General features: G+C 65.9%; 27 protein-coding genes and 2 pseudogenes. 6 read left to right on the forward strand and 23 right to left on the reverse strand.

Annotated features, from left to right (window positions below):
- Nucleotides 1-39 precede the first annotated feature (39 nt).
- From hemF to ACFPPB_RS06205, 3 genes are all read right to left on the reverse strand, one after another.
- Nucleotides 40-951, reverse strand: a complete 912-nt coding sequence (hemF, locus tag ACFPPB_RS06195; RefSeq protein WP_377325410.1) for an oxygen-dependent coproporphyrinogen oxidase — start codon at nt 949-951, stop codon at nt 40-42.
- 134 nt (nt 952-1085) lie between these two features.
- Nucleotides 1086-1526, reverse strand: coding sequence for a hypothetical protein (locus ACFPPB_RS06200; protein ID WP_377325412.1), 441 nt, complete (start codon nt 1524-1526; stop codon nt 1086-1088).
- A 103-nt stretch (nt 1527-1629) separates the two neighbouring features.
- Nucleotides 1630-2322 carry a YdcF family protein gene (locus ACFPPB_RS06205; RefSeq protein ID WP_377325414.1) on the reverse strand — a complete coding sequence of 231 codons (693 nt, stop codon included), beginning with the start codon at nt 2320-2322 and terminating at the stop codon, nt 1630-1632.
- A gap of 171 nt (nt 2323-2493) precedes the next feature.
- Here ACFPPB_RS06205 and ACFPPB_RS06210 point away from each other — a divergent pair, with 171 nt between their 5' ends.
- The 4 genes and pseudogenes from ACFPPB_RS06210 (at nt 2494) to ACFPPB_RS06225 (ending at nt 6481) form a co-directional block, all read left to right on the forward strand.
- On the forward strand, nt 2494-3687 hold the full coding sequence (locus ACFPPB_RS06210; protein ID WP_377325483.1) for a beta-ketoacyl-[acyl-carrier-protein] synthase family protein: 1194 nt from the start codon (nt 2494-2496) through the stop codon (nt 3685-3687).
- A complete protein-coding gene (locus tag ACFPPB_RS06215) occupies nt 3684-4475 on the forward strand; it encodes a beta-ketoacyl synthase chain length factor (RefSeq protein ID WP_377325416.1) in 792 nt (263 codons plus the stop codon). The genes ACFPPB_RS06210 and ACFPPB_RS06215 overlap by 4 nt, the downstream gene beginning before the upstream one ends.
- Before the next feature lie 14 nt (nt 4476-4489).
- Nucleotides 4490-5245: a glycosyltransferase family 2 protein gene (locus ACFPPB_RS06220; protein WP_377325418.1), complete on the forward strand. Its 756-nt coding sequence runs from the start codon at nt 4490-4492 to the stop codon at nt 5243-5245.
- Between the two features lie 4 nt (nt 5246-5249).
- Nucleotides 5250-6481, forward strand: a pseudogene (locus ACFPPB_RS06225) (cation:proton antiporter).
- Here ACFPPB_RS06225 and fabG read toward each other — a convergent pair.
- The 8 genes from fabG to ACFPPB_RS06265 form a co-directional block, all read right to left on the reverse strand.
- The gene (gene fabG / locus ACFPPB_RS06230; RefSeq protein ID WP_377325420.1) at nt 6478-7215 is read right to left on the reverse strand and encodes a 3-oxoacyl-ACP reductase FabG; all 738 of its coding nucleotides are present in this window, start codon (nt 7213-7215) and stop codon (nt 6478-6480) included. The pseudogene ACFPPB_RS06225 and the gene fabG sit on opposite strands and share 4 nt — an antisense overlap.
- Nucleotides 7216-7234: 19 nt before the next feature.
- Complete coding sequence (locus tag ACFPPB_RS06235; RefSeq protein ID WP_377325422.1) at nt 7235-7669, reverse strand: hotdog family protein; 435 nt, start codon at nt 7667-7669, stop codon at nt 7235-7237.
- Complete coding sequence (locus ACFPPB_RS06240; protein WP_377325424.1) at nt 7653-10091, reverse strand: MMPL family transporter; 2439 nt, start codon at nt 10089-10091, stop codon at nt 7653-7655. Before ACFPPB_RS06240 ends, ACFPPB_RS06235 begins: the two co-directional genes overlap by 17 nt.
- Nucleotides 10073-10744, reverse strand: coding sequence for a LolA-related protein (locus tag ACFPPB_RS06245; protein WP_377325426.1), 672 nt, complete (start codon nt 10742-10744; stop codon nt 10073-10075). The genes ACFPPB_RS06240 and ACFPPB_RS06245 overlap by 19 nt, the downstream gene beginning before the upstream one ends.
- Nucleotides 10668-11624 (reverse strand): LpxL/LpxP family acyltransferase, encoded by a 957-nt coding sequence (locus ACFPPB_RS06250; protein ID WP_377325428.1) that lies wholly within the window; start codon nt 11622-11624, stop codon nt 10668-10670. Before ACFPPB_RS06250 ends, ACFPPB_RS06245 begins: the two co-directional genes overlap by 77 nt.
- On the reverse strand, nt 11621-11929 hold the full coding sequence (locus ACFPPB_RS06255) for an ApeI family dehydratase (protein ID WP_377325430.1): 309 nt from the start codon (nt 11927-11929) through the stop codon (nt 11621-11623). The genes ACFPPB_RS06250 and ACFPPB_RS06255 overlap by 4 nt, the downstream gene beginning before the upstream one ends.
- On the reverse strand, nt 11926-12645 hold the full coding sequence (locus tag ACFPPB_RS06260; RefSeq protein WP_377325432.1) for a COG4648 family protein: 720 nt from the start codon (nt 12643-12645) through the stop codon (nt 11926-11928). The genes ACFPPB_RS06255 and ACFPPB_RS06260 overlap by 4 nt, the downstream gene beginning before the upstream one ends.
- Nucleotides 12646-12733: 88 nt before the next feature.
- Nucleotides 12734-13003, reverse strand: coding sequence for a phosphopantetheine-binding protein (locus ACFPPB_RS06265; RefSeq protein WP_377325434.1), 270 nt, complete (start codon nt 13001-13003; stop codon nt 12734-12736).
- A gap of 93 nt (nt 13004-13096) precedes the next feature.
- On the opposite strand from ACFPPB_RS06265, the gene ACFPPB_RS06270 reads away from it, so the two are divergent.
- On the forward strand, nt 13097-14089 hold the full coding sequence (locus ACFPPB_RS06270; RefSeq protein ID WP_377325436.1) for a chorismate transformation FkbO/Hyg5 family protein: 993 nt from the start codon (nt 13097-13099) through the stop codon (nt 14087-14089).
- An 83-nt stretch (nt 14090-14172) separates the two neighbouring features.
- Here the strand turns inward: ACFPPB_RS06270 and glmU are convergent, their stop codons facing one another.
- The 12 genes from glmU to ACFPPB_RS06330 form a co-directional block, all read right to left on the reverse strand.
- Entirely contained in the window at nt 14173-15543 is a 1371-nt protein-coding gene (gene glmU, locus ACFPPB_RS06275) for a bifunctional UDP-N-acetylglucosamine diphosphorylase/glucosamine-1-phosphate N-acetyltransferase GlmU (RefSeq protein ID WP_377325438.1), read from the reverse strand.
- 152 nt (nt 15544-15695) lie between these two features.
- On the reverse strand, nt 15696-16154 hold the full coding sequence (locus tag ACFPPB_RS06280; RefSeq protein WP_377325440.1) for a hypothetical protein: 459 nt from the start codon (nt 16152-16154) through the stop codon (nt 15696-15698).
- 235 nt (nt 16155-16389) lie between these two features.
- Nucleotides 16390-16815 carry a F0F1 ATP synthase subunit epsilon gene (locus ACFPPB_RS06285; RefSeq protein WP_377325442.1) on the reverse strand — a complete coding sequence of 142 codons (426 nt, stop codon included), beginning with the start codon at nt 16813-16815 and terminating at the stop codon, nt 16390-16392.
- A 113-nt stretch (nt 16816-16928) separates the two neighbouring features.
- A complete protein-coding gene (atpD, locus tag ACFPPB_RS06290) occupies nt 16929-18341 on the reverse strand; it encodes a F0F1 ATP synthase subunit beta (protein ID WP_377325444.1) in 1413 nt (470 codons plus the stop codon).
- 78 nt (nt 18342-18419) lie between these two features.
- Entirely contained in the window at nt 18420-19337 is a 918-nt protein-coding gene (gene atpG / locus ACFPPB_RS06295) for a F0F1 ATP synthase subunit gamma (RefSeq protein ID WP_377325446.1), read from the reverse strand.
- Nucleotides 19338-19411: 74 nt separating this feature from the next.
- Nucleotides 19412-20962, reverse strand: a complete 1551-nt coding sequence (atpA, locus tag ACFPPB_RS06300; protein ID WP_377325448.1) for a F0F1 ATP synthase subunit alpha — start codon at nt 20960-20962, stop codon at nt 19412-19414.
- A gap of 178 nt (nt 20963-21140) precedes the next feature.
- Nucleotides 21141-21674, reverse strand: a complete 534-nt coding sequence (locus ACFPPB_RS06305; protein WP_377325450.1) for a F0F1 ATP synthase subunit delta — start codon at nt 21672-21674, stop codon at nt 21141-21143.
- Nucleotides 21675-21677: 3 nt separating this feature from the next.
- Nucleotides 21678-22148, reverse strand: a complete 471-nt coding sequence (locus tag ACFPPB_RS06310; protein WP_377325452.1) for a F0F1 ATP synthase subunit B — start codon at nt 22146-22148, stop codon at nt 21678-21680.
- A gap of 98 nt (nt 22149-22246) precedes the next feature.
- A complete protein-coding gene (gene atpE / locus ACFPPB_RS06315) occupies nt 22247-22546 on the reverse strand; it encodes a F0F1 ATP synthase subunit C (protein ID WP_377325454.1) in 300 nt (99 codons plus the stop codon).
- A gap of 70 nt (nt 22547-22616) precedes the next feature.
- Nucleotides 22617-23435: a F0F1 ATP synthase subunit A gene (gene atpB / locus ACFPPB_RS06320; protein WP_377325456.1), complete on the reverse strand. Its 819-nt coding sequence runs from the start codon at nt 23433-23435 to the stop codon at nt 22617-22619.
- Nucleotides 23436-23438: 3 nt separating this feature from the next.
- The gene (locus tag ACFPPB_RS06325; RefSeq protein WP_377325458.1) at nt 23439-23828 is read right to left on the reverse strand and encodes a hypothetical protein; all 390 of its coding nucleotides are present in this window, start codon (nt 23826-23828) and stop codon (nt 23439-23441) included.
- Nucleotides 23829-24057: 229 nt separating this feature from the next.
- A complete protein-coding gene (locus ACFPPB_RS06330) occupies nt 24058-24447 on the reverse strand; it encodes a phasin family protein (protein WP_377325460.1) in 390 nt (129 codons plus the stop codon).
- Between the two features lie 190 nt (nt 24448-24637).
- Here ACFPPB_RS06330 and ACFPPB_RS06335 point away from each other — a divergent pair.
- Nucleotides 24638-25617, forward strand: a pseudogene (locus ACFPPB_RS06335) (transposase); the annotation flags it as partial.
- Nucleotides 25618-25943: the final 326 nt, after the last annotated feature.

Here is a 25943-nt window from a genome sequence, read left to right on the forward strand (position 1 = left end):
GGAAAGATCAAAGCAAAGGCATCGCCCGCGAGCGGGCTCCTACGGCAGCGGGAGCCAGTCGCGGGGCTTGAGGTAGTCGGCCAGCTTCGCCTCGGTCGAGCCGGTTTCGGGCTGGTACGCATATTCGAAGCGCACCCGCGGCGGCAGGCTCATCAGGATCGACTCGGTGCGGCCGCCGGATTGCAGGCCGAACAGCGTGCCGCGGTCGTAGACCAGGTTGAACTCCACGTAGCGGCCGCGCCGGTACAGCTGGAACTCGCGTTCGCGTTCCCCGTACGGCGTGTCCTTGCGGCGCTCGGCGATCGGCAGGTACGCATCGAGGAAGCCCTCGCCCACCGCACGGGTGAACGCGAAGCAGCGCTCGAAGCCGCCCTGATTGAGATCGTCGTAGAACAGGCCGCCGACGCCGCGCGTCTCGTCGCGGTGTTTCAGATAGAAATATTCGTCGCACCAGCGCTTGTAGCGCGGATAGACATCCGCGCCGAACGGCTCGCACAAGTCGCACGCCACCGTGTGCCAGTGCACCACGTCCTCATCTACCGGATAGAACGGGGTGAGGTCGAAGCCGCCGCCGAACCACCACACCGGTTCCACGCCTTCCTTGCTGGCTTCGAAATAACGCACGTTCGCATGCGTGGTCGGCACATGCGGATTCTTCGGGTGCAGCACCAGCGAGACGCCGGTGGCGATGAAACTGCCGCCGGCCAGCTCGGGCCGGTGCGCGGTGGCGCTGGGCGGCAGCTGGCTGCCGCTGACTCGCGAGAAGTTGATGCCGGCCTGCTCGAACACTGCACCGTCGCGCAGCACGCGGGTACGTCCGCCGCCACCGGCCGGGCGCTGCCACGCGTCCTCCTCGAAGCGTGCACCGCCATCGATCTGCTCGATCGCGGCACAGATGCGGTCCTGCAGTCCGCGCAGGAAGCTTTCGGCAAGATCGGCTTGCTGGCTCATCAAGGTCCCGGGTTTCGACGACAAGAGACGAGCTTAGCAAGGCGGCGCGCACGGTGGATGCGGCGAGACGCCGCGCGCGCTCAAACGACGACGACCCCGATACGGGGCCGTCGGGATCGGCATGCCGCCTGCCGTCAGCCGGCTGGAGCGGCGGTCGGCATTGAGTCCGCACCGGCGGAAATCAGCTCCAGATCGCGGCCGATGTCGCCACTCAGGTAGCGCATCCAGCCCATGTAGTTGGTGTGGATCATGCGCTGGCCATTTTTCTTCACTTCGTACTTGAGGTTGGTGCTGCCGACATAGGTGATCTTGATCTGGCGGGTATCGAAGGCGACATGGATGTTCGCGGTGTAGTCATTCCCGGTCAGGGTCGAATCGATGCCATCGGCCTGTTCGGACGTGACCGCCCAACCTCGACCCATCAGTGCGCCCTTGACTGCCTTGCTTACCTGCACCGCGGTCAAACCGGCTGGCACGTCGATCGGCGGAGGATCAGCCAACGGCACCTGGCGGAATGCCATGGTCAGCAACAGCAAAGGCAGCAGCAACAGCGACAGCAGTCGTGAACGCGGCATGCTATTCCCCCTGGATAGCCGGCAAGCTGCGCGGCCCGCGCAGTCTGCAGGGACATCGCCAAGCGCACAAGACTGCGGGAGCCGTGGCTCGCAGCCGGCACCATCAACTGATCCGGTCGTGCATCCGCCGATGACCGATCAGCCGCGCCCAGCGCAAGCCCAGGTCGGTCCACATCAGAAAGCCCGACTCGGCCAGCAGCAGGCGCGGATAGCGTCCATGCCACGGCATGACGGACTCGGCGGCGATCGGCATGGCGTCGAAACCGAGCCGGCGCGCCAGCATCAGACAACGGGCAAGATGATAGCGGCTGGTGACCAGGGCCACCGGCGGCAGCTCGGCGCTATCCGCTTGCGCCTGCAGCAGGCGACGCGCATGGCGCAGGTTCTCCAGCGAGTCGACCGAATCCTGTTCCAGTTCCATCCGCACGCCGGCGGACAGGCCGTGCTGCAGCAACCAGGCATGGCCAGCCGCGGCCTCGCTGCACGGACCGCCGCTGCAACCGCCGAGCAGCAAGACATGGTCGGTCTGTTCCTGCGCTGCCATGGCCAGCACGCGACGCAGACGCAGCTGGTAGTCGTGCCCCGGTACGTCGTTCTCGAGCCGCCGACCGAACACCAGCGCGATCATTCGTCGCGGCGGTGCCGGCGGGCTACGCGCGGCCACCCGGCAGACATGAATCAGGTAGCCCAGCCAGACCAGGCCGGCACTCAGCAACACCGCCAGCACGGTCACCAGGGCCGCATGCTGGATGTCGCGATCGCGCAGATAGCGCCAGGGGCTTTGTGCGGCAGGCATGGAGTGGACGGTATTTGTCGTGCAGAGAAGTACATCAGCTTAGTCCCCGGCGCTGCATTCGCGGTAGCTTCATGCAATCGCGATCACGCTGAACGGCCGCCTGTGTGGTGACCTGCCCGCAGGCTAGGCAAGTCACGGGGTGCCCGTTAGGCTTTCCCGATGCCCGATCTGATGACACCCCTCGCGGTTACCGCCTACACCGCTACTACCGCCATCGGCCAGGGCCGCGCAGCGCATCTCGACGCGCTGCGCGCCGCGCGCAGCGGATTGCGGCCGAACGACTTCAGCAGCGCGCCGCTGGCATGCTGGATCGGGCGCGTCGATGGCGCCGAAGACGTCGTGCTGCCTGCCGCGCTCGGCGCCTGGGCATGCCGCAACAACCAGCTGGCGTGGCTGGGCCTGCATCAGGACGGTTTCCTCGAGCGCGTGCAGGCCGCATGCGTGCGTTACGGCGCCGCGCGCATCGCGGTGTTGCTGGGCACCTCCACCGCCAGCATCGGCGCCACCGAAGAGGCGTACCGCCGGCTCGACGCCGATGGCGGATTTGTCGACGACATGCTGCGACCGGCGATCCACGCCCCCCATTCGCTGGCCGCCTTCGTGGCGACGGCGCTGGGGCTGGCAGGGCCGTGCCTGACCGTCTCCACCGCCTGCTCGTCCAGCGCCAAGGTGTTCGCCAGTGCCGAGCGGATGATCCGGCTCGGCCTGATCGATGCGGCGGTGGTCGGCGGCGTGGATACCTTGTGCGACAGCGTGCTGTTCGGCTTCAACGCGCTGGAGCTGGTGTCGCCCACGCCGTGCCACCCGTTCGACGCCGCGCGCGACGGCATCTCGATCGGCGAGGCCGCCGGCTTCGCCTTGCTGGAACGGATCGACACCGCGCCCGGCGCGCCGCAGCTGCTCGGCTACGGCGAAGCCAGCGACGCGCACCACATGTCCACGCCGCATCCGGACGGGCTCGGTGCCGAGCTGGCGCTGCGCGATGCGCTGGCCCGCGCCGGGCTCGATGCGAGCCAGGTCGACTACATCAACCTGCACGGCACCGCCAGCCAGAAGAACGACGAAGTGGAGGCCGCGCTGGTCGGCCGCGCGTTTCCGGCCCGGACCCGGGCCAGTTCCACCAAGGGCTTCACCGGCCACACACTGGGCGCCGCCGGCATCGTCGAGGCCGCCATCGCACTGCTGGCGATCGAGCACGGCCTGATCCCCGGCAACCTCGGCGGCGACACGCCCGATCCGTTCTGCGGCGCGTCCTTTGCGTGGCGCAACGAGCAGCAGCGCGTCGACGTGGCGCTCAGCAACTCGTTCGGCTTCGGCGGCAACAACGCCTGCCTCGCGTTCGCCCGAGCGGGATTCGCCGCATGAGTGTCCTGCGCATTTACGTGGAAGGCGTCGGCCTGTGGTCGCCGCAACTGGCCGATTTCGCCGCACTGCAGAGTTTGCTCGGCGGTGCCACGCCCATGCCGCCGCCGGGCCGGCCCGACGCCGCCACCTTGCCGCCGAACGAACGCCGGCGCGCACCGGAAAGCGTGCTGCTGGCGATCGAAGTGGCCGGGCAGGCCGTCGCGATGAGCGGCCGCGACGCAGCCGCGCTGGCCTGCGTATTCGCCTCTTCGCATGGCGACCAGCCGATCACCGACTACATGTGCGCCACGCTGGCGCAGGCGCCGGCCGAGCTGTCGCCGATCCGCTTCCACAATTCGGTGCACAACGCACCGGTCGGCTACTGGACGATCGCCACCGGTTGTCATGCGCCTTCCACGGCGGTCGCCGCGCAGCACTACAGTTTCGGCGCCGGCCTGCTTGAAGCCGCCAGCCAGGTGCTGGCGGAACAGCGCGCCGTGCTGCTGGTCTGCGTCGATACCGCAGGCAGCGGACCGCTGGGCGAGGCCACCGGTTGCCGCCAGCCGTTCGCCTGCGCACTGGTACTGGCGCCCGAACGCGGCAGCACGACGCTGGCCCGGCTCGATCTGCAGCTGACGTCGGCGTGCCCGGAAAGTGCGCTGGAAGAGCCGCTGGCCGGCTGGCGCGACGGCAACCCGTCGGCGGCCAGCCTGCCGCTGCTGGCCGGACTGGCCCGCGGCCGCGAGGGGCGTTGCCAGCTGGCGGCAGCCGCTACACTGGGACTGCAGATCGACATGGATCATGTCTGAAAGGAGCTGGTCGCTTGAATACCGTTGTCCCACGCTGGTGCGTGCTGATCCCCTGCCTCAACGAGGAAGCCGCGATCCAGTCGGTGGTCGAGTCCGTACTGTCACTCGGCGCACCGGTGATCGTGATCGACGACGGCTCCAACGACCGCACGCCGGACATCGTCGCCGCATTGCCGGTGACCTTGCTGCGGCATCGCGAGCGGCACGGCAAGGGCGACGCGCTGCGCCACGGCTTTCGCGAAGCGCTGCGGCAGGGCTACGAGGCGGTGCTGACGATGGATGGCGACGGCCAGCACCTGGCCAGCGACATCCCGCGCATCGTGGCGGCCGCTGCGCAATATCCCGGACACATCGTGATCGGTGCGCGCCTGCTCCATCGCGAGCAGCAGCCGAAGGGCCGCCGCCGCGCCAACGCCGTCGCCGACTGGGGCATCTCCTGGGCCTGCGCGCAACCGGTCGCCGACACCCAGAGCGGCCAGCGCTGGTATCCGCGGGCGGCGCTGGATCTGGTCGACTTGCCGGCGGAGAACTTCGTGTTCGAGGCGGCGCTGCTGATCGCCGCCTCGCGCGAGAAAAAGCTCGGCGTGGTCTCGGTGCCGATCGCGTCGCGCTACCAGGGCGACTTCCGGCTCAGCCATTTCAATCCGGTCGGCGATGTCACCCGCATCACCTTCTACACGATCGGCCGGGTCTTTCACTACGGCAATATCTTCGAGAGCCATCGCCGGTCGCGCGGCGCGCCGATCGTCGTCAACTCCCCGACGGATTGACGCCATGGGCCACGCGCTGCTGCTGGTGCAGTTGGTGGTGATCCTGCTCACGGCACGGGGTCTGGCCTGGCTGCTGCGCTGGATCGGTCAGCCGCCGGTGATCGGCGAGATGATCGCCGGCCTCATGCTGGGTCCGCTGGTATTCGGCGCCCTGGCACCGGGGTGGCAGAGCTGGCTGTTCGCGCCGGCCAGCCTGCCGGCGCTGGATGGACTGAGCCAGATCGGCCTGGTGCTTTTCATGTTCATCGTCGGGGCCGAGCTGCGGCTGCCCGGCGGGGCGCGCCGGACCTTGCGCGCGGCCGGTGCGGTCGGCGGGTTCGCGGTACTGCTGCCGATCGGCCTGGCCCTGTTGATCGCGCCGATACTGTTTGCACGCTACGCACCCGCCGGCATCGGATACTGGCCGTTCGCGCTGTTCATGGCGGCCTCGCTGGCGATCACGGCGATGCCGGTGCTGGCACGCATCCTCAAGGATCGCCATGTCACGCAAACACCGGTCGGCCAGCTTGCGCTCACTGCCGCCGCGATGGCCGACGTGTTGGCGTGGATCCTGCTCGCACTCACCGTCGCGCTGATCTCCGCGCACGGCGACTGGGCTCCGTTCTGGCGCAGCGTGCTTGGCGTCGGCGTCATGCTGGCGCTGTGCTTCGGGGTGCTGCGGCCGCTGTTGCGGCGCTGGCTGGCGCGGCACGCGGCGGACGGAGAGCCGGCAGGCGGCGTGCTCGCCGTGCTGCTGATCGGCGCACTGGGCTGTGCCGCGATAACCGAATGGCTGCATCTGCACGCCGTGTTCGGCGCGTTCGTGTTCGGCCTGTGCCTGCCGCGCGACGATGCGCTGCTGGCCGGGCTGATCGAGCGGCTTGAACATGTCGCGGTGATCGCGTTGATGCCGGTGTTCTTCGCGCTGACCGGTCTCAGTACCAGCGTCGACGCGTTCCAGCGCGATGCGCTGGGCGCTTCGCGCTGATTCTCGTCGTCGCGGTATCCGGCAAGGTGATCGGCGGCGCGCTCGGCGCACGTCTTGGCGGCCATGGCTGGCGCGACAGTTTCGCGGTCGGCTCGCTGATGAACTCGCGCGGCATGGTCGAGCTGATCGTGCTGAAGATCGGTCTCGATGCCGGCGTGATCGGCCGCGAGATGTTCACCCTGCTGCTGCTGATGGCCATCGTCACCACCATGATGACCACTCCGATGCTGCTGTACTTCAGCCGTCAACGGCGACGTGACGCCGCCTAGCCCATGCCACCGTTGACCCCTATCACCTGGCCGTTGATGTAGCCGGCTGCATCCGAACACAGGAACGCAACCAGCGCGGCCACCTCTTCCGGCTTGCCGGCGCGCTGCGCAGGCACCACCTCGCGGATGCGTTCCGGCGGAAACGCCGCGTCGGCCATGCGTCCCTCGATCACGCCGGGCGCCACCACGTTGACGGTGATGCCGCGCGAGGCCATCTCGCGCGCCAGCGACCTGCTGGCGCCGTGCAGTGCCGCCTTCGCCGCCGCGTAATTGGTCTGCCCGCGATTGCCCAGCTGCGCCGCCACCGAACTGACCGACACGATGCGCCCGAAGCGCGCGCGCGCCATCGGCAGCAGCAATGGCTGGGTCACGTGGAAGAAACCGTGCAACGAGACGTCGATGACCCGATGCCATTGTTCGCCGCTCATCCCGGCCATCGGCGCATCGTCATGCACGCCGGCATTGTTGATCACCGCGTGGATCACCCCTTCGGACAACAACACATCCAGCGCGGCACGCGTCACTTCCGCGTCGGTGACATCGAACGCGATCGCTTGCGCGCTGCCGCCAGCCGCACGGATCGCCGCCGCGATTTCCTCGGCCCGGGTCAAGCTCTGGTGGCCATGCACGATCACGTGCCAGCCGGCGTCGGCGAGCGCGTGGCAGATCGCACCGCCCAGTTCGCCGCTGCCGCCGGTGACGAGTGCGCGACGTGAACTCACGATTTCGGACATGGCGACACTCGCTCGATGCTCAGGTGATGGGGTGGATGACGGCAGCACGGCCGCTGACGAGCAGCCGGCCGCGATGCTCGACGCGGAACGCATACTGCGCGCCGCCATCGTCGGCGTACAGGCATTCGGCATGGACGTCCAGATGGCCATCCAGCCGATCGACGTATTCCTCGAACAACCGCACGTCGCGCAGGCTGGCCAGCCGGCCGGGGCGCACTCCCTCGATGCCGCGCGCGCGCGCCAGCAAGGCACCGTGCACCGCCATCGCCTGCGCGCCGTACTCGGCAAGATGCACTGCGTGCAGGCCTTGCGTGCCGCGCAACGGATGGTCGATCCGTGCATGGCCTGCGCTGGTCGCGTGGATCGTGTTCGCATCCCACGCCTGCACGGCATCCAGCAGGCACATCGTGCCGGCGTGCGGAATCAGTGAAGCCCAGTCAGTCTTCGGAAGCATGCGGGGCCATCAGGATCGACAGGCAGAAATGGAACGCCACGCCGAGGCTCACCGTGAGCCCGATCGCGCGCAGCACTGGAATCGTGGCCCAGGCCAGCATGCCGAACACCAGCAGCGCCGACAACACGCACACGATGGTGGCGTGCAAGGTGCGCCGCTGCTCGGCGGGATCGCCGGTGTCGCGCTCGAAGAACAAGGCGTAATGCAGGCCCAGTCCGCCGGCGAGGATCAGCGCGACCAGGTGGAACAGCGAGATCTCGACGCCGGCAACGCGCTCCACCGCCAGCACCAGGAACGTTGCCAGCGTCATCGGCGCCAGCACATGCCAGGCACGGCGCAGGCTGCGCAGCGCGAACGTGATGGTGAGCACCAACAGGATCGCGGCGACCAGCAACGCCTGCAGGATGCGCGTGCGATAGTCGACCACCAGCGATTCGGAAGCTGCTTTCAGGTCGAGCAGGCGCACCGCGCCGTGGAAGTTTTCACCGAGCGCCTGCAAGGCAGCCACATCGTGCACGCCGCTGACCGTGCCCAGGCCGAGCCAGTGCCCGTCGCGCTGCACCAGCATCGCGGCGAGCCGCTGGCCCAGCGGGGTCTGTGCGTACCGCTCGGGCGTCAGCGGCGGCAGCGTGCGCGCCGCCTGCACATCGGCCAGGAACGGCTGGAACAGATCGGGCCGGAACGGCAGGCCTTGCAAGGCTTCGTTCAATGTCTTCCGCAAGGTGGCCGGGTCCGGCAACTGCTGTTGACGCGCGCGCTGCCGCGCCACCGTCGGCAGGTAACGCGACGGCAGCTCCAGCGCATCGACCGCATGTTTCGCCACCAGGGCATCGACTAGCGGCTGCAGCTTTTCCGACAACGCCAGCACGCCTTGTTCGGTGGTCGCCTGCAGCACCAGCAGATAGCGCACGTCCGGCGCGCCGAGTGCCTCGCGCAGGCGCGCATCGTGCTGCAGCAGGTCTTGCGGCAACGGGGTCAGCGCGGCGAGGTTGTTCTGCCAGAACGGCCGCGGCGCGACGGCCAGCATCGCCACGATCGCCACCGCCACCAGCAACGGAATCCAGCGTGGCCGCTGCAGGCGGTCGACGAAGTCGCGCGCCTTCGCCAGCCAGCGCATGTCGGCTACGTCGCGGACGCGTCGCGGCAGCAGGTGCGGCAGCAGATAACGCGTGCTGAAGCCGGCGACCAGCAGGCCGACGATGGTGAACACCGCCAGCTGCTTCAGGCCATTCACGCCTGACGCATAGAACGCCAGATAGGCGATGCAGGCCGAGGCGATCGCGGTCAGCAGCAGCGGCCACAGCGCGCGCACGCTCTGCACCGCATCCTCGCCCGCACGGCGATGGCTGAGCACGCGGATCGGGTACTCCTGCGCCACGCCGAGCAAGGTGAAGCCGAACGCCAAGGTGATTCCGTGCACTTCGGAAAACGCCACGGTCAGCGCCGCGATGCCGGCCAGCGCGGCGCTGGCGATCGGCAGCGCCGACAGCAGCAGCGAACTGAAGCTGCGATACGCCAGCAGCAGCAGCGCGATGAATCCCGCCGTGGAGATGCGCCCGATCCAGTCGGCCTGATGCCGCGTCTGCGCGCCGACCACCACGCTGAAATAGCCCGGCCCGCTCAGTTCGAGCTTCGCACCGGCGCTGCCGGGCAATGCATGGAATGCGCGCTGGATGCCGTCGATCGCCTGCTGCTGCGCACCCGGATCGAAACCGGCAGCGACTGTCTGCACCAGCAGCAAGGCCTCGTTCTGCGCCGAGAACCATACGCCCTCGCGCAGTTCGGGCGACTTCGCCGGCGTCCACAGCTCGGCCAGCTTCAGCACCTCCAGCGTGGGATCGCGCGGCAGCAGGCCTTTCAGCAAGCTGGCGGCGGGCGAGGACAAATCATCCAGCCGCTGCTGCAGCTGGTCGGCCAGATACGCCTCGTCCAGCGGTTGCGTATCCAGCGTCGGCGACAGCAGGTAGCGGTAGGGCAGCAGCTTGGCGTCCAGCGCGCCGAGGTCGAAGCTGCCGTTGAGCACCTGGCTGTAGCGCGGGTCGTTCTTCAGCGCGGCGACCAGTCCCTGGCTGAGCGCAGCCAGTCGTTCGTCCGACGAGCCCGCGCCGGCCATGGATGGCCCAGCGCCGCGAGCGCAGGCGACGGCATGGATGCCGGAGTCAGAGCAATGCAAGGAACAATTGCCGGATGCGCAGGAGCGGCCAATCGACAGCAGCAGCAGGCGCGACCCCGGCCCCTCGCCCACCTGCTCCATCAGCAGGCGCTGATCCGGGGTGGTCGGCGCCGGCATGAAGCTGCGCAGGTCGGTGCTGATCTTCAGGCGCTGACTGACCATCCAGCCGAGCCCGGCCAGTGCCAGCAGCCAGGCGATCAGCAGTGTCGCGCGGGCGCCGCGGCGCATGCTCAGGGCGTGCCCTGGCATAGCGCCTGCAGCGCCTCGCGGGTGGGCTGTGCCGGCATCTTGGCGGCCAGCGCGCCGAGCAGGTCGATCGCAAGGTCGCCGTCGGCTTCCTGCATGTGCATGCAGCGCGACTCCCTGGCGTAGCCGTCGATGGTGATGCTGGCGACGGTCTTCGCCACTTTCGCGTCGCGCGGCACCAGGGTCAGCGTCCATGCGCCGGCCGCGTCACCGGTCTGCCGGATCTCGAACGCCTGCCGCAACCGGCCGGCATCGCCGCTCAGCAACGCCACGAAACTGTCCAGCAAGACCTGCAGCTGCGGCGCGCGCGTCAGCGAGAAATGGCGCGGGCTCTTGCCGTCGCGCTGCTGGGTCACTTCGCCATGGGCGATGGTGGCGGTTTCCTGTCGCGGATGATCGACGCGCCGCTGCAGCTGATCGCCACCCAGCCACGACAACTCGCCGGACACCACCAGCGGCCGCGCCAGCACCTGCAGGAAGCGCGCCTCGGCGAACGCCGTATGCGCCGGCGCCGGCTGGCCCAGCGCGGCAATCAACGCCGACGCGGATGACGCCGTCGCCGGCGGGGTCGTGCCCGGCTCAGACGCCGACGCGCTCGCCCACCACGGCAGCAGCAGGCTCAGCAGCAGCGGGAGGCGCGTCTTGCCAGAAATCATAGAAATTGAACCAGTTGTAGGGAGCGACATGGATGTAGTGTTCCAACCGTTGCGCATAGCGGGCGATCAACGCGTCCAGCGCGGGGCCGCGGGCATGGCGCGGAATCTCGACCCGATCGCTCAGCGGCTCGAAGATCAGCCGATAGCGGTTGCCACCCAGATAGATGCCAAAACACAGTACCACCGGCACCTGCAACGCATGCGCCAGCAACCACGGGCTGACCGGAAACGGCGCCGATGAGCCGAGGAATTCGGTACGCCGCAACACTTCATGGCCGCGGCCGCGATCGGCCAGCATCGCCACTACCGCACCGTCCCGGCAGGCCTCGGCCATCGCCAGCGCGATCGAGGTGCCGTCCTGCGCGGCATCGATCACGCAGGCTCCCACCTCCGGTGCCAGCGCCTCCAGCAGCTCGGTCATCGCCGGCGTCTTCTGCTTGTCCAGCACCACCCGCAACAGCCCCGGCCGGCGTGCGCCGATCGCCCGCAATGCCTCGAAACTGCCTTGATGCGAACCGAACAGCAGCACGCCCCGCCCCTGCTCGACGCGCTGGTCGAGCAGCTCGAGTCCCTGCGTCTCGATACGGAAGGGTTTCTCGCCATGCGCCAGCAGGAAGATCCGGTCCAGGATCGTGGCAGCGAAACAGTGGATGTGCTTCAGCACCTGCCACGGCGTGGCTGGACGGCCGAACGCACGCTGCAGGTATTGCTTCGATGCCAGCCGCTCCGGTCCGCGCCGCAGGTAGAAGTACAGCGTGATCGGATACAGGCATAACCGGCCCAGCCGGCGGCCGCCACGCAACGCGATCGTGCGGATCAGCCACAGCGCGAAACGACCGCCGCCTTCCGGACGGTTCTGCCAATGTTCGCTCGTACTCATGCCGCTCCCTCGATCATGCCGCGTGCCAGCAGGATGCCGTCACGCCGAATCTCGAAACGGAATCGCGAGCGCTCCGCGTCCGCTTCCGTCAAACGCAGGGCGGCGACCTGATCCGGCAGCAGCGCCGCCACGAATTTCGCCTCCGGCACGCCGGCCAGCGCCTGTCCGCGCCATGCGCGCAGGGCGAGCGCCAATTGCTCCAGCAGGATCACTCCCGGCACCAGCGGCTGACCCGGAAAATGGCCGGCCAAGGCCGGATGCCTCGCGTCGATGCACAACGCCTGTTCGAAACTGAGCCCGCTCATGACGCTGTCGCCCCTTTGCCGCGCAGCAGCTGTGGCCAGTATTGGACCAGCTTCAGCAGCATGTCGTGCAGGCCCGGATGGCTCAGGTGCCGCAGCCGCCAGCGGCGATAGGCGTACTCGAGCAGGAACGCGGCAGCCAGCAGCAGATAACCGCCCAGATCCAGCCACGCCGCGGCCCAGCGTTCCGGTACCGGCCATGGCGAGGGGATGCCGAAGTGGGCCAGCAAACCGGTGTGCTCGGCGCACAGCAGCAACACGCTCAGCAGCACCGCCTGTCCGCCCAGCAACAGCGTCCAGAACCAGGTGACCTGGCGGGCATACGTGGCCACGCCCGCTTGCCGCAGCCGTTCGGCGCCCTCGAGCGCCGTGATGAAGCGCGCCACCAGCGGTTCGGCCGTGCCCAGCGTGCGGCCGAACCAGCAGGCCAACAGCGCATTGATCAGCACCGGCACGGCTTCCAGCAGCAAGCCGGCAAAGCCATACAACGACAGCAGCAGCAGCGCGGTGAGCGCTCCCAGCCAGACCAGCCAGGCGGCCGCGCGAAGCGTGCACAGACGCGGCAACATCAACACGGTCAGCAACACAGCCAGCGCCAGCAACGCAAAGACCTGCCGGTGCGTCACCGCGCCGGCCAGCGCCAGCAGCGGGTATGCCGGGAACAGCAGCAGCGCATGGCGCCGCGGCGTGCTTTCAGGCGAAGGGGAAACAGACCTCATGCCGGGCTCCACGATGGCTCCCTCGGGACCGCAAGCCTGACACTGACAACGAAACGCGGCGTGACGACAGCGGCATCAAGCGAAAGCGTCAGCCGACGCGGCTCTGCTCGACATGCGCGGACAAGGTGCGCAGGCTGGTGAAGATCTGCTTGTTGTCCGGATTGTCCGAGCGCAACTGGAAACCATAGCGCTTGGACACGGCCAGCGCGATTTCCAGCGCATCGATGGAATCCAGCCCCAGCTCGCCGCCGAACAGGGGCGCATCGGGGTCGATCTGTTCGGGCGTCACGCTTTCGAGGTTCAGGCATGCCACGATCAACGTGGCCAATTCTTGCTGTGCCGCTGTCTGTTCCGCCATGCTCGATTCCGTACGCCTGTTGCATTGCCTCCCCCCGGTGGCACTGGGCGCGGAGTGTAACATAGCGCCCTCGTCGTTCCCCGGCCGTGCTCCATGATTCAGGGATGTGAAAACCCACAGATCGACCCGCTGCCGCGCCGCGCGCCGCGGGTGTCCTACCGCTTCGCCGACGTCGCCGGCACGCTGAACGAACCCGGTACGCTGGCCTTGTTCGGCTTCGCCGCGGGCGCTCCGGCAAGCGCCGATCCGCGTTATCTGCAGGTCGCTCTGGAAAGTTTCGACACACCCGCGCCGCTGGAGCTGTGGCAGGTCGACGGCCCGGTGAGCTGTGGCCGCGACGGTGCGCTGCGCTGGGCCAGCGGCGGCGGCTGGCTGTTCGCGGCGATCGAGCTGGATGAACGCGAACACGGCGGTCCCGACGCGACCGCGCAGCGGGCCTACGAACAGCTGCACCGTTTCGTCGCTGCGCGCGACGCCCGGCATGTGCTGCGCGTATGGAATTATCTGGGCGCGATCAATCAAGGCGACGGCGATGCCGAGCGCTACAAGCACTTCTGCGACGGCCGCGCCGCCGGCATGGGCGACTTCTTCGCCGAAGGCTTTCCCGCCGCCACCGCGATCGGCCACCACGGCGATCCGCACCGCCTGCAGATCTACCTGCTGGCTTGCGACCAGAGCGGCACGAGAGTGGAAAACCCGCGCCAGGTCAGCGCCTGGCGCTACCCGCGCCAGTACGGCCGCACGCCGCCGAGCTTCGCCCGCGCGATGGTGTTGCCGGCGCGCGATGCCCTGGCGATCTCCGGTACCGCCGCCGTGGTCGGCCACGCCTCCGCGCACCACGACGACCTGTCCGCCCAGCTCGACGAAACCCTGACCAACCTCGAAGTGCTGCTGGCCAGCGCCGACATGGCGGTGGGCTTCGATACCCACTCGCCGCTGAAAGCCTATGTGCGGCATCCCTCCGACGCCCCGCAAGTAAGCGATTTCCTGCAACGCCGCCTGCCCGGCGTGCCGATACTGCTGCTGCACGGCGACATCTGCCGCAGCGAGCTGCTGGTGGAGGTCGATGGCTGGCGCTATGCCTGAGAGCGAGGAGCGAGTGAAGAGGAGTGAGAAACGAGAGAGAGCAAAGGCCGCGTCGCCTTCTCTCGTTTCTCACTCCTCTCCACTCATTCCTGCTTCAAAGGACGCTTCCAGCCGGGGAACGTCTGCTGTCTGCCGCGCGCCACGGTCAGCTCGCCTTCGGGAGCATCGTGCGTGATCACCGAGCCGGCACCGATGGTGGCCTGCGCACCCACCGTCACCGGCGCCACCAACGCGCTGTTGGAGCCGATGAAGGCGCCGTCGCCGATGCGGGTCACGAACTTGTTCACGCCGTCGTAGTTGCAGGTGATGGTGCCGGCGCCGACGTTGACGCCACGGCCGATCACGCTGTCACCGAGGTAGCTCAGGTGGTTTGCCTTGCTGCCCTCGCCGATGCGGGTCTTCTTGATTTCGACGAAGTTGCCTACGTGCACGCCGGCATCCAGTTCGGTACCCGGACGCAACCGCGCGAACGGGCCGATCGTGCAGGGGCCGTGGGTGACCACGCCTTCGAGATCGCAGTGCGGCTGCACCACCGTACCGGCTGCCAGCTGCACGTCTCGCAGACGCGTGAACGCCCCCACGCGCACGTCGTCGCCCAGCGCCACGTGGCCTTCGAGGATCACGTCGATGTCGAGCTCGACGTCGTGGCCCGCTGCGACCGTGCCGCGCACGTCGATGCGCGACGGGTCGGCCAGCCGTACGCCGTCGGCCAGCAGCACATGGGCGGCACGCCGGCGATAAGCGGCTTCGAGCTCGGCCAGCTGCAGCGGATTGTTGGCGCCGGCGGCTTCCACCGGATCGGCACATTCCACACTGAGCGCGTGGCGCGCTTCGGCCGCCGCCATGGCGAAAATGTCGGTGAGGTAATACTCGCCCTGGGCGTTGTTGCGATCGAGCCGCTTAATCCAGCCGCGCAGCGCCTTCGCGCTGGCGACCAGGATGCCGGTGTTGACCAAGTTGATCGCACGCTGGTCGGCGTTGGCATCTTTTTCCTCGATCACCGCACGTACTTTGCGGTTGCCGTCGCACAGCACCCGGCCGTAACCGTGCGGATCGGTGATCCGGGTCGTGAGCAGGCTGAAACCGCCTTCCGCCTGCACCAGCTGCTGCAGCGTCGTCGCCCGGGTCAGCGGCACGTCGCCGTACAACACCAGCACGCGCGCGTCCGCCGGCACACCACCCAGGGCCTGTTCCACCGCATGACCGGTACCCAATTGCTCGGCCTGCAGCACCCAGTGCAAATCGGGCTGATCGGCAAACGCCGCCCGCACCTGCTCGCCGCGATGACCATGGACGATATGGATCGCGGCCGGCCGCAGCGCGCGTGCCGCGGCGAGCACATGTCCCAGCAGCGGCCGGCCGGCAAGCGGCATCAGCACCTTCGCGCGGCTCGACTTCATCCGTTTGCCTTCACCGGCAGCGAGGACGATCACGTGCAAGGCGGGAGTTTCCATGTGGGCACCACGGCATCGGCAATCAGTGAACGCGCAGGATACAACTGTCTTTGCGGCCAGCGGTTCAATGTTGGCTGGTGCGAGTCATCCCGTTCGGTATCCCGACAGGCGGGATACCGCCATGTTCGCGCGGCGGGAACGCCCCGAACCCGCTACGGATGCGCCGCCCCGGACGCTTCCGTGGAAACGGATGGCCGGCCGGCGCGGCATTCGAAACGGAACGCGTAGCCGCGGCTGAACGGCTTCGTCTCCTCGTCCACCACGTGACTGTTGCCTTCGGCATCCGCGGCCCAGCGGCTGACCTGCAACGGATTGAACCGCCATTGCAGCGCGGCCGCGCGGGCTGCGGCAATGAACGGGCGCCGGCTCGCTCCGGCCTGCGCCTCGTCGGGGACACGCACTTCGCTGACCTTGCCGGCCTGGTCCACGATCAATGACACCTGCACGTCCTGCGGCGGCGGACATGCAGCGAGCTGGCGGGCGGGATAGATCGGTGTGACCCGCCGGATCGGCGTGGCACCACTGGATACCTGCCCCATGGCCAGCCGATAACGCACCATGCCCGGCGCCGCCACCGGCCGCCACGACGCCTCGCCAGTGGGAGAAGGCATCGATGACGCCGCGTGCGGGGTCGTGGCGCAGCCGGCCAGGATCGACAGCAATCCAGCCGACGCGCATAGCCAACCGCCTGTCTGTCTCGCCATCGCGATCAACCGTGTGCGCCTTGATCAGTCCTGTATCGTGCCCATGCAAAAACGCCGGCACAAGGCCGGCCTTCGATGCTTTTGCAGGGAGCCCGCACCGGGCTGCGTGCATTCCGGCGAACGGACCCACGCGTGGCGAACCTCAGTGCTTGAGGTTCTTGCGCATGCGCTCCAGCGCCTGCAACTGCGCTATCGCCTGGGCCAGCTTGGCCTGGGCTTCGGCAATTTCCATGGCGTCGGTACGGTTGGCCAAGGTGTCTTCGGCCTCCTTCTTGGCGCGCTGCGCGGAGGCCTCGTCCAACTCGGTCGCACGGGCGGCGGTATCGGCCAGCACCGTGACCACCTGCGGCTGCACTTCCAGAATGCCGCCGGAAACGTAGAACTGCTGACGCTCGCCGCCGGCCAGCACCACGTCGACGTGGCCGGGCTTGAGGCGGGTGATCAGCGGGGCGTGGCGGGGCGTGATGCCCAGTTCGCCCAGTTCGCCGGTGGCAACCACCATCACGGCTTCGCCATGGTAGATCTCGGCTTCGGCACTGACGATGTCGACGCGAATGGTTTGGGTCATGATGCTCTCTCGCTACGCTCGGTCGTACGGGAATCGAGAGAGGGGAATCGAGAATCGTCAAAAGCGTTGCTGCTGCTTTACCGATTTCCCATTCCCGATTCCCGGCTGCAGGATCAGGCCGCCTTCTTGGCGCCCATGTCTTCGGCCTTCTTGACCGCCTCGTCGATGCCGCCGACCATGTAGAACGCCTGCTCCGGCAGGTGGTCCACGTCGCCGTCGACGATCATCTTGAAGCCGCGGATGGTTTCCTTCAACGGCACGTACTTGCCCGGCGAGCCGGTGAACACTTCGGCCACGTGGAACGGCTGCGAGAAGAAGCGTTCGATCTTGCGCGCGCGCGACACGGCCTGCTTGTCTTCTTCCGACAGCTCGTCCATGCCGAGGATCGCGATGATGTCCTTCAGCTCCTTGTAGCGCTGCAGCGTGCCCTGCACGCGGCGGGCGACATCGTAGTGCTCGGCGCCGATCACGTTCGGGTCCAGCTGGCGGCTGGTGGAATCCAGCGGATCCACCGCCGGGTAGATACCCAGCGAAGCGATGTTGCGGCTCAGCACCACGGTCGCATCCAGATGCGCGAAGGTGGTTGCCGGCGACGGATCGGTAAGGTCGTCCGCGGGTACGTAGACGGCCTGGATCGAGGTGATGGATCCTGTCTTGGTCGAGGTGATGCGCTCCTGCAGCACGCCCATTTCCTCGGCCAGGGTGGGCTGGTAGCCCACCGCCGACGGCATGCGGCCGAGCAGCGCGGACACTTCGGTACCGGCCAGCGTGTAACGGTAGATGTTGTCGACGAAGAACAGCACGTCACGGCCCTTGCCGGTAGCGTCCTTCTCGTCGCGGAAATACTCGGCCATGGTCAGGCCGGTCAGCGCCACGCGCAGGCGGTTGCCCGGCGGCTCGTTCATCTGGCCGTACACCATCGCGACTTTGTCGAGCACGTTGGAGTCTTTCATCTCGTGGTAGAAGTCGTTGCCCTCGCGGGTACGCTCGCCCACGCCCGCAAACACGGACAGACCTTCGTGCGCCTTGGCGATGTTGTTGATCAGTTCCATCATGTTGACGGTCTTGCCCACGCCGGCGCCGCCGAACAGGCCGACCTTGCCGCCCTTGGCGAACGGGCACATCAGGTCGATCACCTTGATGCCGGTTTCCAGCAAGTCGTTCGCGGCGGCCTGGTCGTCGTAGCTGGGCGCCTCGCGATGGATGACCCAACGATCTTGCTCGCCGATCGGACCCGCTTCGTCGATCGGGTTGCCGAGCACGTCCATGATGCGGCCGAGCGTCTGCTTGCCGACCGGCACCTTGATGCCTTCGCCGGTGTTGCGGGCGATTAGGTTGCGGCGCAGGCCGTCGGTGGAACCGAGCGCGATCGTGCGCACGATGCCGTCACCCAGCACCTGCTGCACTTCCAGCGTGATCTCGGTGCCGTCGATCTTCAGTGCGTCGTACACCTGCGGTACCTGATCGCGCGGAAACTCGACGTCGATGACCGCGCCGATGATCTGAACAACTTTACCCTGGCTCATGGAATGCTCCGGATGGATCTTTTAGTGTTTGTTGCGGCGCCGCTTCGCGTCGCCATGAATATTCAATAGCAGCACCGGTTATACCGCTGCTGCACCGCCGACGATTTCCGAGATTTCCTGCGTGATCGCAGCCTGACGCGCCTTGTTGTAGATCAACGTCAGCTCACCGATCACCTTGTTCGCGTTGTCCGACGCACTCTTCATTGCCACCATGCGCGCGGCGTGCTCGCTGGCCAGATTCTCCAGCGACGCCTGGTACACCACCGACTCGATGTAGCGACCCAGCACGTGCTCCAGCACGGTCTGCGCATCCGGCTCGTAGATGTAGTCCCAGTCGTGGCTCGCTTCCAGCTTGACGCCGGCATAGGCCGACTCGCCAGCCGCTTGGTGCGCTTCCATTTCCGACGCCACCAGCGGCAACGGCAGCAATGCGTCGACCGTCGGCTTCTGCGTCATGGTATTGACGAAGTCGTTGTAGGCGAGGAACACGCGATCCAGGCCATTGGACGTATAGGCGTCCATCATCACTTTGATCACGCCGACCAGCTGCTCAAGCTTGGGCTTTTCGCCCAGATGGCTGACGCTACCGATCAGGTTGATGCCCTTGAGCCGCCGGAAGAACGAAATCGCCTTCTGACCGATCGCCACCACCTCCACCTGCACGCCCTTCTGCTGCCACTCGGCGATCGCCGGCAACAGGCGACGAAACAGGTTGGAGTTGAGGCCGCCGCACAGACCGCGATCCGTCGACACCACGATGTAGCCGACCCGCGCCACGTTGTCGCGCTGGGTCAGGAACGGATGGCTGAAATCGGTGCTGGCCTGGGCCACATGCGCGATCACCTTGCGCATCGAGCGGGCATACGGACGCGAGGCCTTCATCAAGTCCTGCGCGCGGCGGATCTTCGCAGCAGAGACCATTTCGAGCGCGCGCGTGACCTTGCGCATGTTCTGCGTGCTCTTGATCTTGGTTTTGATTTCGCGTCCGCTGGCCATGCTCTATCCGCTCGTTATGCTCGCTGGTGGGAAGAAACCGCCATGGCAGCCCTTCCGATTTGCTACCGCCGCTATTACCAGCTACCGGTTTTTTTGTACTCGTCCAGCGAAGCCTTGAAGATGGCTTCGATGTCGTTGTTCCAGTCACCGGTGGCGACGATCTTCTTCATCAGCTCGCCGTGATTCTGGTGCATGAACGCGTGCAGACCCTTCTCGAACGGCAGCACCTTGTTCACCGGCAGGTCGTCGAGATAGCCCTTCTCCGCGGCGTATACCGACAGCGCCAGTTCGGCGATCGACAGCGGCGAGTACTGCGCCTGCTTCATCAGCTCGGTGACGCGCTGACCGCGGTCGAGCTGGGCGCGGGTGGCCGGATCCAGGTCCGAGGCGAACTGCGCGAACGCAGCCAGCTCGCGAAACTGCGCCAGCGCCAGCTTCACGCCGCCGGACAGCTTCTTGACGATCTTGGTCTGCGCGGCGCCGCCGACGCGGGACACCGAGATACCGGCGTTCACGGCCGGACGGATGCCGGCGTTGAACAAGTCGGTCTCGAGGAAGATCTGGCCGTCGGTGATCGAGATCACGTTGGTCGGCACGAACGCCGACACGTCGCCACCCTGGGTCTCGATGATCGGCAGCGCGGTCAGCGAACCGGTCTTGCCCTTCACCGCACCGTTGGTGAACTTCTCGACGTATTCCTCGGACACGCGCGAAGCGCGCTCGAGCAGACGCGAATGGAGATAGAACACATCGCCCGGATACGCCTCACGGCCCGGCGGGCGCTTCAGCAGCAGCGAGATCTGGCGGTAGGCCACGGCCTGCTTGGACAGATCGTCGTACACGATCAGCGCGTCTTCGCCGCGATCGCGGAAGTACTCGCCCATCGCGCAACCGGAGTACGGCGCGACGTACTGCAGCGCGGCCGACTCGGACGCCGAGGCGACCACGACGATGGTGTTCGCCCGTGCGCCGTTCGCTTCGAGCTTGCGCACCACGTTGGCCACCGACGAGCGCTTCTGGCCGATCGCGACGTAGATGCACTTAATGCCGGAATCCTTCTGCGCGATGATCGCGTCGATCGCCAGCGCGGTCTTGCCGGTCTGGCGGTCGCCGATGATCAGCTCGCGCTGGCCGCGGCCGACCGGGATCATCGCGTCGACCGACTTGTAGCCGGTCTGCAGCGGCTGGTCGACCGACTTGCGCCAGATCACGCCCGGCGCGACCTTCTCGATCGCCGCGTTGAGCTTCGCACCGATCGGACCCTTGCCGTCGATCGGGTTGCCCAGCGCGTCGACGACGCGGCCGAGCAGTTCCGGACCGACCGGCACTTCGAGGATGCGTCCGGTGGTCTTGGCGGTGTCGCCTTCGCGCAGGTGCTGGTATTCGCCGAGCACCACCGCGCCGACCGAGTCGCGCTCGAGGTTCAGGGCGAGGGCGAACGAATTCCCCGGCAGCTCGATCATTTCACCCTGCATCACGTCGGCCAGGCCGTGGATGCGCACGATGCCGTCGGACACGCTAATGATTGTGCCTTCGTTGCGTGCTTCCGCGCCGAGCTTGAACTGCTCGATGCGGTTCTTGATCAGTTCGCTGATCTCGGAAGGATTCAAAGTGGTGCTGGACATGGTCGTTATCCTGAAGATTTTATTTTTTCAAGAGTCCGACCATGGACGGTCGGTTTTTGCTCTTCGCGAAATGGACCTCGCGTAAAACTAACTGGAGAGGAGTGAGTGGTGAGTAAGAGCGGCGGTGTGGTGGTTGCTTCCCACTCGTTTCTCACTTCTCTCCACTCTTCATCTGTTTTTAATGCGAAAGCGCGGTGGCCAGCTTCGCCAGACGTCCGCGGGCGGAGCCGTCGATCACTTCCGCGCCGGTATCGATCACCACGCCCGCGAGCAGCGACGCATCGACCCGGGTTTCCAGTTCGATCTCGCGCTTGAAGCGGCGCTTCAGCGACACCTTGAGCTGCTCGGCCTGCGCCGCGTCCAGCGCCATCGCGCTGGTCACCTTGACCAGCAGCTGCGACTCGGACTCGCGCTTGAACGACTCGTAGAGCTCAGCCACTTCCGGCAGCAGCGCCATGCGACGCTGCTCGGCCATTTCACCGAGAAACTGCGCAAACGGTGCGTCGGCGGCGATACCCGTCGGCAGATGCAGCGCTACCAGCTGGACCGGCAGCACCCGCGGATCGGTGCCGAGATCGGCCACACGCGAATCCTTCGCCACCTCGGCAGCGAAGGCCAGCGCCTGCGACCACGCCGCCAGCGAACCGGCGGAATGTGCCACTTCGAACGCGGCGCGGGCGTACGGACGGGCGAGAGTGATTGCCTGTGCCATCGATCAGATCTCGGCCGCGAGCTGGTCGAGCAAAGCCTTATGCGTGGATGCATCGACCTCGCGCTGCACGATCTTGCTGGCGCCTTGCACGGCTAGTGCACCAACCTGCTCGCGAAGCTGGTCACGGGCACGCTGCGCCATCGACGCGATATCGTCCTGCGCGCTCGCCTTCAGACGGTTGATCTCGGTGACGGCTTCGCCGCGGGCCTTGTCGATGATCTGATTGGCCTGCTGCTGGGCCTTGTCGATGATCTCGGAAGCCTGCTGGCGGGCCACCTTGATCTCGGCCGCCACCTTGTGGTCGGCGTCCTTCAGTTCGGCGTGCGCTCGCTCGGCGGCATTGAGCCCTTCGGCAATCTTGATCTGCCGCTCTTCAATGGCCTTGTTGATGTGCGGCCAGATGAAGTGGACACAGAACCAGATCAGGATGGCGAACGAAAGCATTTCGCCAATCAAGGTCGCGTTGAAATCCATCGCTGCGTTACCTGTAGATACGGTGTATTACGAGCAAAAGCGCAGGAGCGCTGTTGCGGGAGTGCGGTGCCGCCATATCGGCACCGCGGCATGGCAAATCAGTGACCAGCAGCAGCCGCGGCAGCGTTCATCACGTTCGACAACAGAGGGTTGGCCACAGCGAAGTACATCGCCAGCGCCACACCGATCAGGAACGCCGCGTCGATCAGGCCGGCGAGCAGGAACATGCGACCCTGCAGCAGCGGTACCAGTTCCGGCTGGCGAGCAGCAGCTTCAAGAAACTTCGAACCCATGACGCCAATACCGATACAGGCACCAAGTGCACCGAGGCCGATGATCAGGCCCAGCGCGATGGCGGTGAAGGACTGCACTTGAGCAATGTGAGCGATGAGTTCCACGACGGTCTCCTGAGAAATTGAAACTTGAAAGATCAAAATGGTTGAAAACGGATGATTCGAAAAGCGGAAATCAGTGGTGATCGTGCGCCATCGAGATGTACACGATCGTCAACACCATGAAGATGAAGGCCTGGATGCTGATGATCAGGATGTGGAAGATGCCCCACACCGTGTAGCCGATGATGCCTGCGCCATATAGCGCCCAGCCTGCCAAACCGGCGCCAGCACTGAACAAACCGGCGATCAGCATGAAGACCAGCTCGCCGGCGTACATGTTGCCGAACAGTCGCATGGCCAGGCTGACCGGCTTGGACAGCAGCTCGACGACATTGAGCGCGAAGTTGGGAATCCACAGCGCCGGATGCGCGCCGAACGGCGCGGTGAACAGCTCATGCATGTAGCCGCTGAAGCCCTTGGCCTTGAAGCTGTAGAAGATGATCAGCGCGAATACCGTCAGCGACATCGCGAAGGTCATGTTGATGTCGGCGGTCGGCACGGCGCGAAAATGACCGAGGCCGAATTTTTCGGTGATCCACGGCAGCAGGTCGACAGGCAACAGATCCATCGCATTCATCAGGAACACCCAGATGAATACGGTCAGCGCCAGTGGGCCGAGGATGCGCCGGTCGCCATGGAACACGTCCTTGACCTGGCCATCGACGAACTCCAGCACGATTTCCACGAACGCCTGGCCACGACCCGGCACGCCAGCCGTGGCCTTGCGCGCCTTCAGCCAGAACAACAGGCAGAACAGCACGCCCAGCGCCAGCGACACAGTGATCGAGTCGACATGCACCGCCCAGAAACCGCTCTTGCTCGCATGCGGCGTGAGGTGGGTTAGGTGATGCTGGATGTATTCGGTGAGTCCGCCTTGTGGCTCGCTTGCCATGTGTCAACCCTTGAATCTGAACGCCAGCAGGTAAACCGCGTAAGCAGCCACCAACCCCGTGATGGCGGCCAGTGGCGGCAACTTGAATTGAAACAGGATCATGAACAGCCCCCCGACGATCACGATCCATTTCACGATCATGCCCGTCAGCAAGCGGCTCAACGCCATGCCAGCCCCATCCGGTCCGCTGAAGGAGCGCGCCGACAGCAGCGCGGTACCCAGCGCCACGATCACCGCGCCGGCAGCTGCCGACATCGCTTCGCGGCGCCCCAGCGCCAGGAAAGCGAGGCCGGCCATCAACGCCACAGCAAGCTGCAGCAGCATGATACGCAAGGCGAGACGTCGACCAGAGGCAAGACTATTGAGCACGTAACGTCTCCGCGCGGTCTGCACCAGGCGGCACCGATACAGCTACGGGCCACGATCCAATCCGCAAAAGTATATCAGTGCGGCGATTGCAGCGACAAGCCGCGCGGCCTGCGACATCCTGTCCTTGTCGCCTGAAAACCGGGCTCCCATAGCGTTTTTCTGCTGTCCTCTGCGTTTTAGCGACGGCTCATGCGAAAAGGGCCGAACGCGAGTTCGGCCCCTTGTCGCAATAAAACGCGGCAATGCTGCGGAATTACTTGGCGGCAGCCTTCTTGGCGGCGGCAACCGGCGCGGTGACGGCGTCGTTGGCGGCCTGACGCTGTTCCTGCACGAGCGCATTCAGCGACTCGGCGGTCTTCTGGGTGATCGCAAGGATCTCCTGTGAGATGGCCACCGAACGCTCGGCATTGTCGCGGTTCAGGCTGGTGCCCTTTTCCCACAGGCTGCGCAGGCCGTTCGCATCACGCGTTTCCAGCGCCTCGGAGACGAACTCGGCGGAGATCTTGGACTGCTCCTCGAAAGCCTTGAGCTGCAGCCCGGCGATCGTCTCCAGACCCTTCAGGGCCAGCGACTGTGCCTTGAAAGCGCTGTCGGTGAACTGCTTGGTGAAAGCGAAAAGCTGGTTGTTGAGCTGCTGAGTCATGATCTTGTCCTCGTCGAGGCTTGGGGGTGTGGCAAGCACTCTAGCAACAAATTTTGTGCAGTGCAATATATTTTTAGCCGTCAGCGGCACAAGTCAAGATATATTCATATAAAACACTAATTTATGACAACCCCATGAATTATCGCGACGCGTCAAAAACTGTCGCGACTGCAGCTGGCGCCCGAAGTGCAGGTTCGTGTTCGAACAGACGCTGTCACGTTGTCTGAGCGAGGGACTGGTCGGCGGCGAAGGATTCGCGACGGACGCGAGTGCGATCAAGGCCGACGCCAGCCGTCAGCGTGGCGTGCCGGGCACGGAGGCCGCACTGGGACAAGACAACGCCGCTAACCCGGCCCGTGCGCGAGTACCTCGACGCATTGGACGCCGCGGAGGAGGAACGCACCCGCCTAAGAATGTGTCGCTGACCGATCCGGCCTCACAGTGGACCGCCGCGCCAGGCGGCCCGGCATTTTTTGCTTGCTCCACCAATCACCTGATCGACACCAAGGTCGATGTGATCGTGGATGTGGAAGCGAGCCCTGCACATCGCATGGCGGAAGTGATGCCACGCGCACGATGTTGGAGCGGACCGAAGCGCACATGGGCATGAAGCCCGAGCGGCTGATTGGCGATACGGCCTATGGCTCAACCACCGTGCTGGAATGGCTGGTCGAACAGAAAGGGATCGAACCGCACCTGCCGGCATGGAACAAATCCGATCGTTCCGATGGCACGTTTTCGCGAAGTGAGTTCGCGTGGAACGAGCAGGCCAACACTTACAGCTGTCCTGGCGGCAACGCGCTGCGCTCGCACAGGCGTGCCTTCAAAGTGCCGCGTTCCGGCGTGACCAGGGCCGACACGATCATCTATCGCGCCAGCGAGCATGACTGCCGAGGGTGCTCTCTGAAAGAGCAATGCTGTCCGAACACCTCGATGTGCAGGATCGCGCGCAGCACCCATGAACATGCACGCGACGCCGCACGCAAGATTGCCACGACGCCGCGATATCTGCGGTCACGCCGCGAACGCAAGAAGGTGGAGATGTTGTTTGCTCACCTCAAACGCATCTTGCGGCTGGATCGATTGTGCCTGCGAGGTCTGCAAGGGACGCACGATGAGTTTTTGATGGCAGCCATTGCCCAGAATCTGCGGCGAATGGCCAAGCGGTTGATGCCCGCCGAGCAAGAAGAAGCAAAAGGTCTCTGGCGCTCAAGGGCGCTCGACCCACCCATCTTCTTCGCCGGTCGATTGACGACCACGCCGACGGCCAAGCGTCCATCGCGCGAAAATCGAGTTTTTCAACAGAATCGACCCAAAGCTGCCGGTCACCGTTCTGTCTTGTGAAGACACGATGAGGCTTGTTGGGTGGCGGATTCAATTTAGAAGTGCATCACTCCAGCCCCGGGAAGTAGCGCAGGTGCGGTAGCCTGCGCAGCTTCACCGCCAAGTGGAACTGCACATTGAGCTACACGCACCTGAGCCAGGACGAACGCTAC

The sequence above is a fragment of the Rhodanobacter terrae genome (assembly GCF_042657005.1).
GTDB classification, from domain to species: domain Bacteria; phylum Pseudomonadota; class Gammaproteobacteria; order Xanthomonadales; family Rhodanobacteraceae; genus Rhodanobacter; species Rhodanobacter terrae.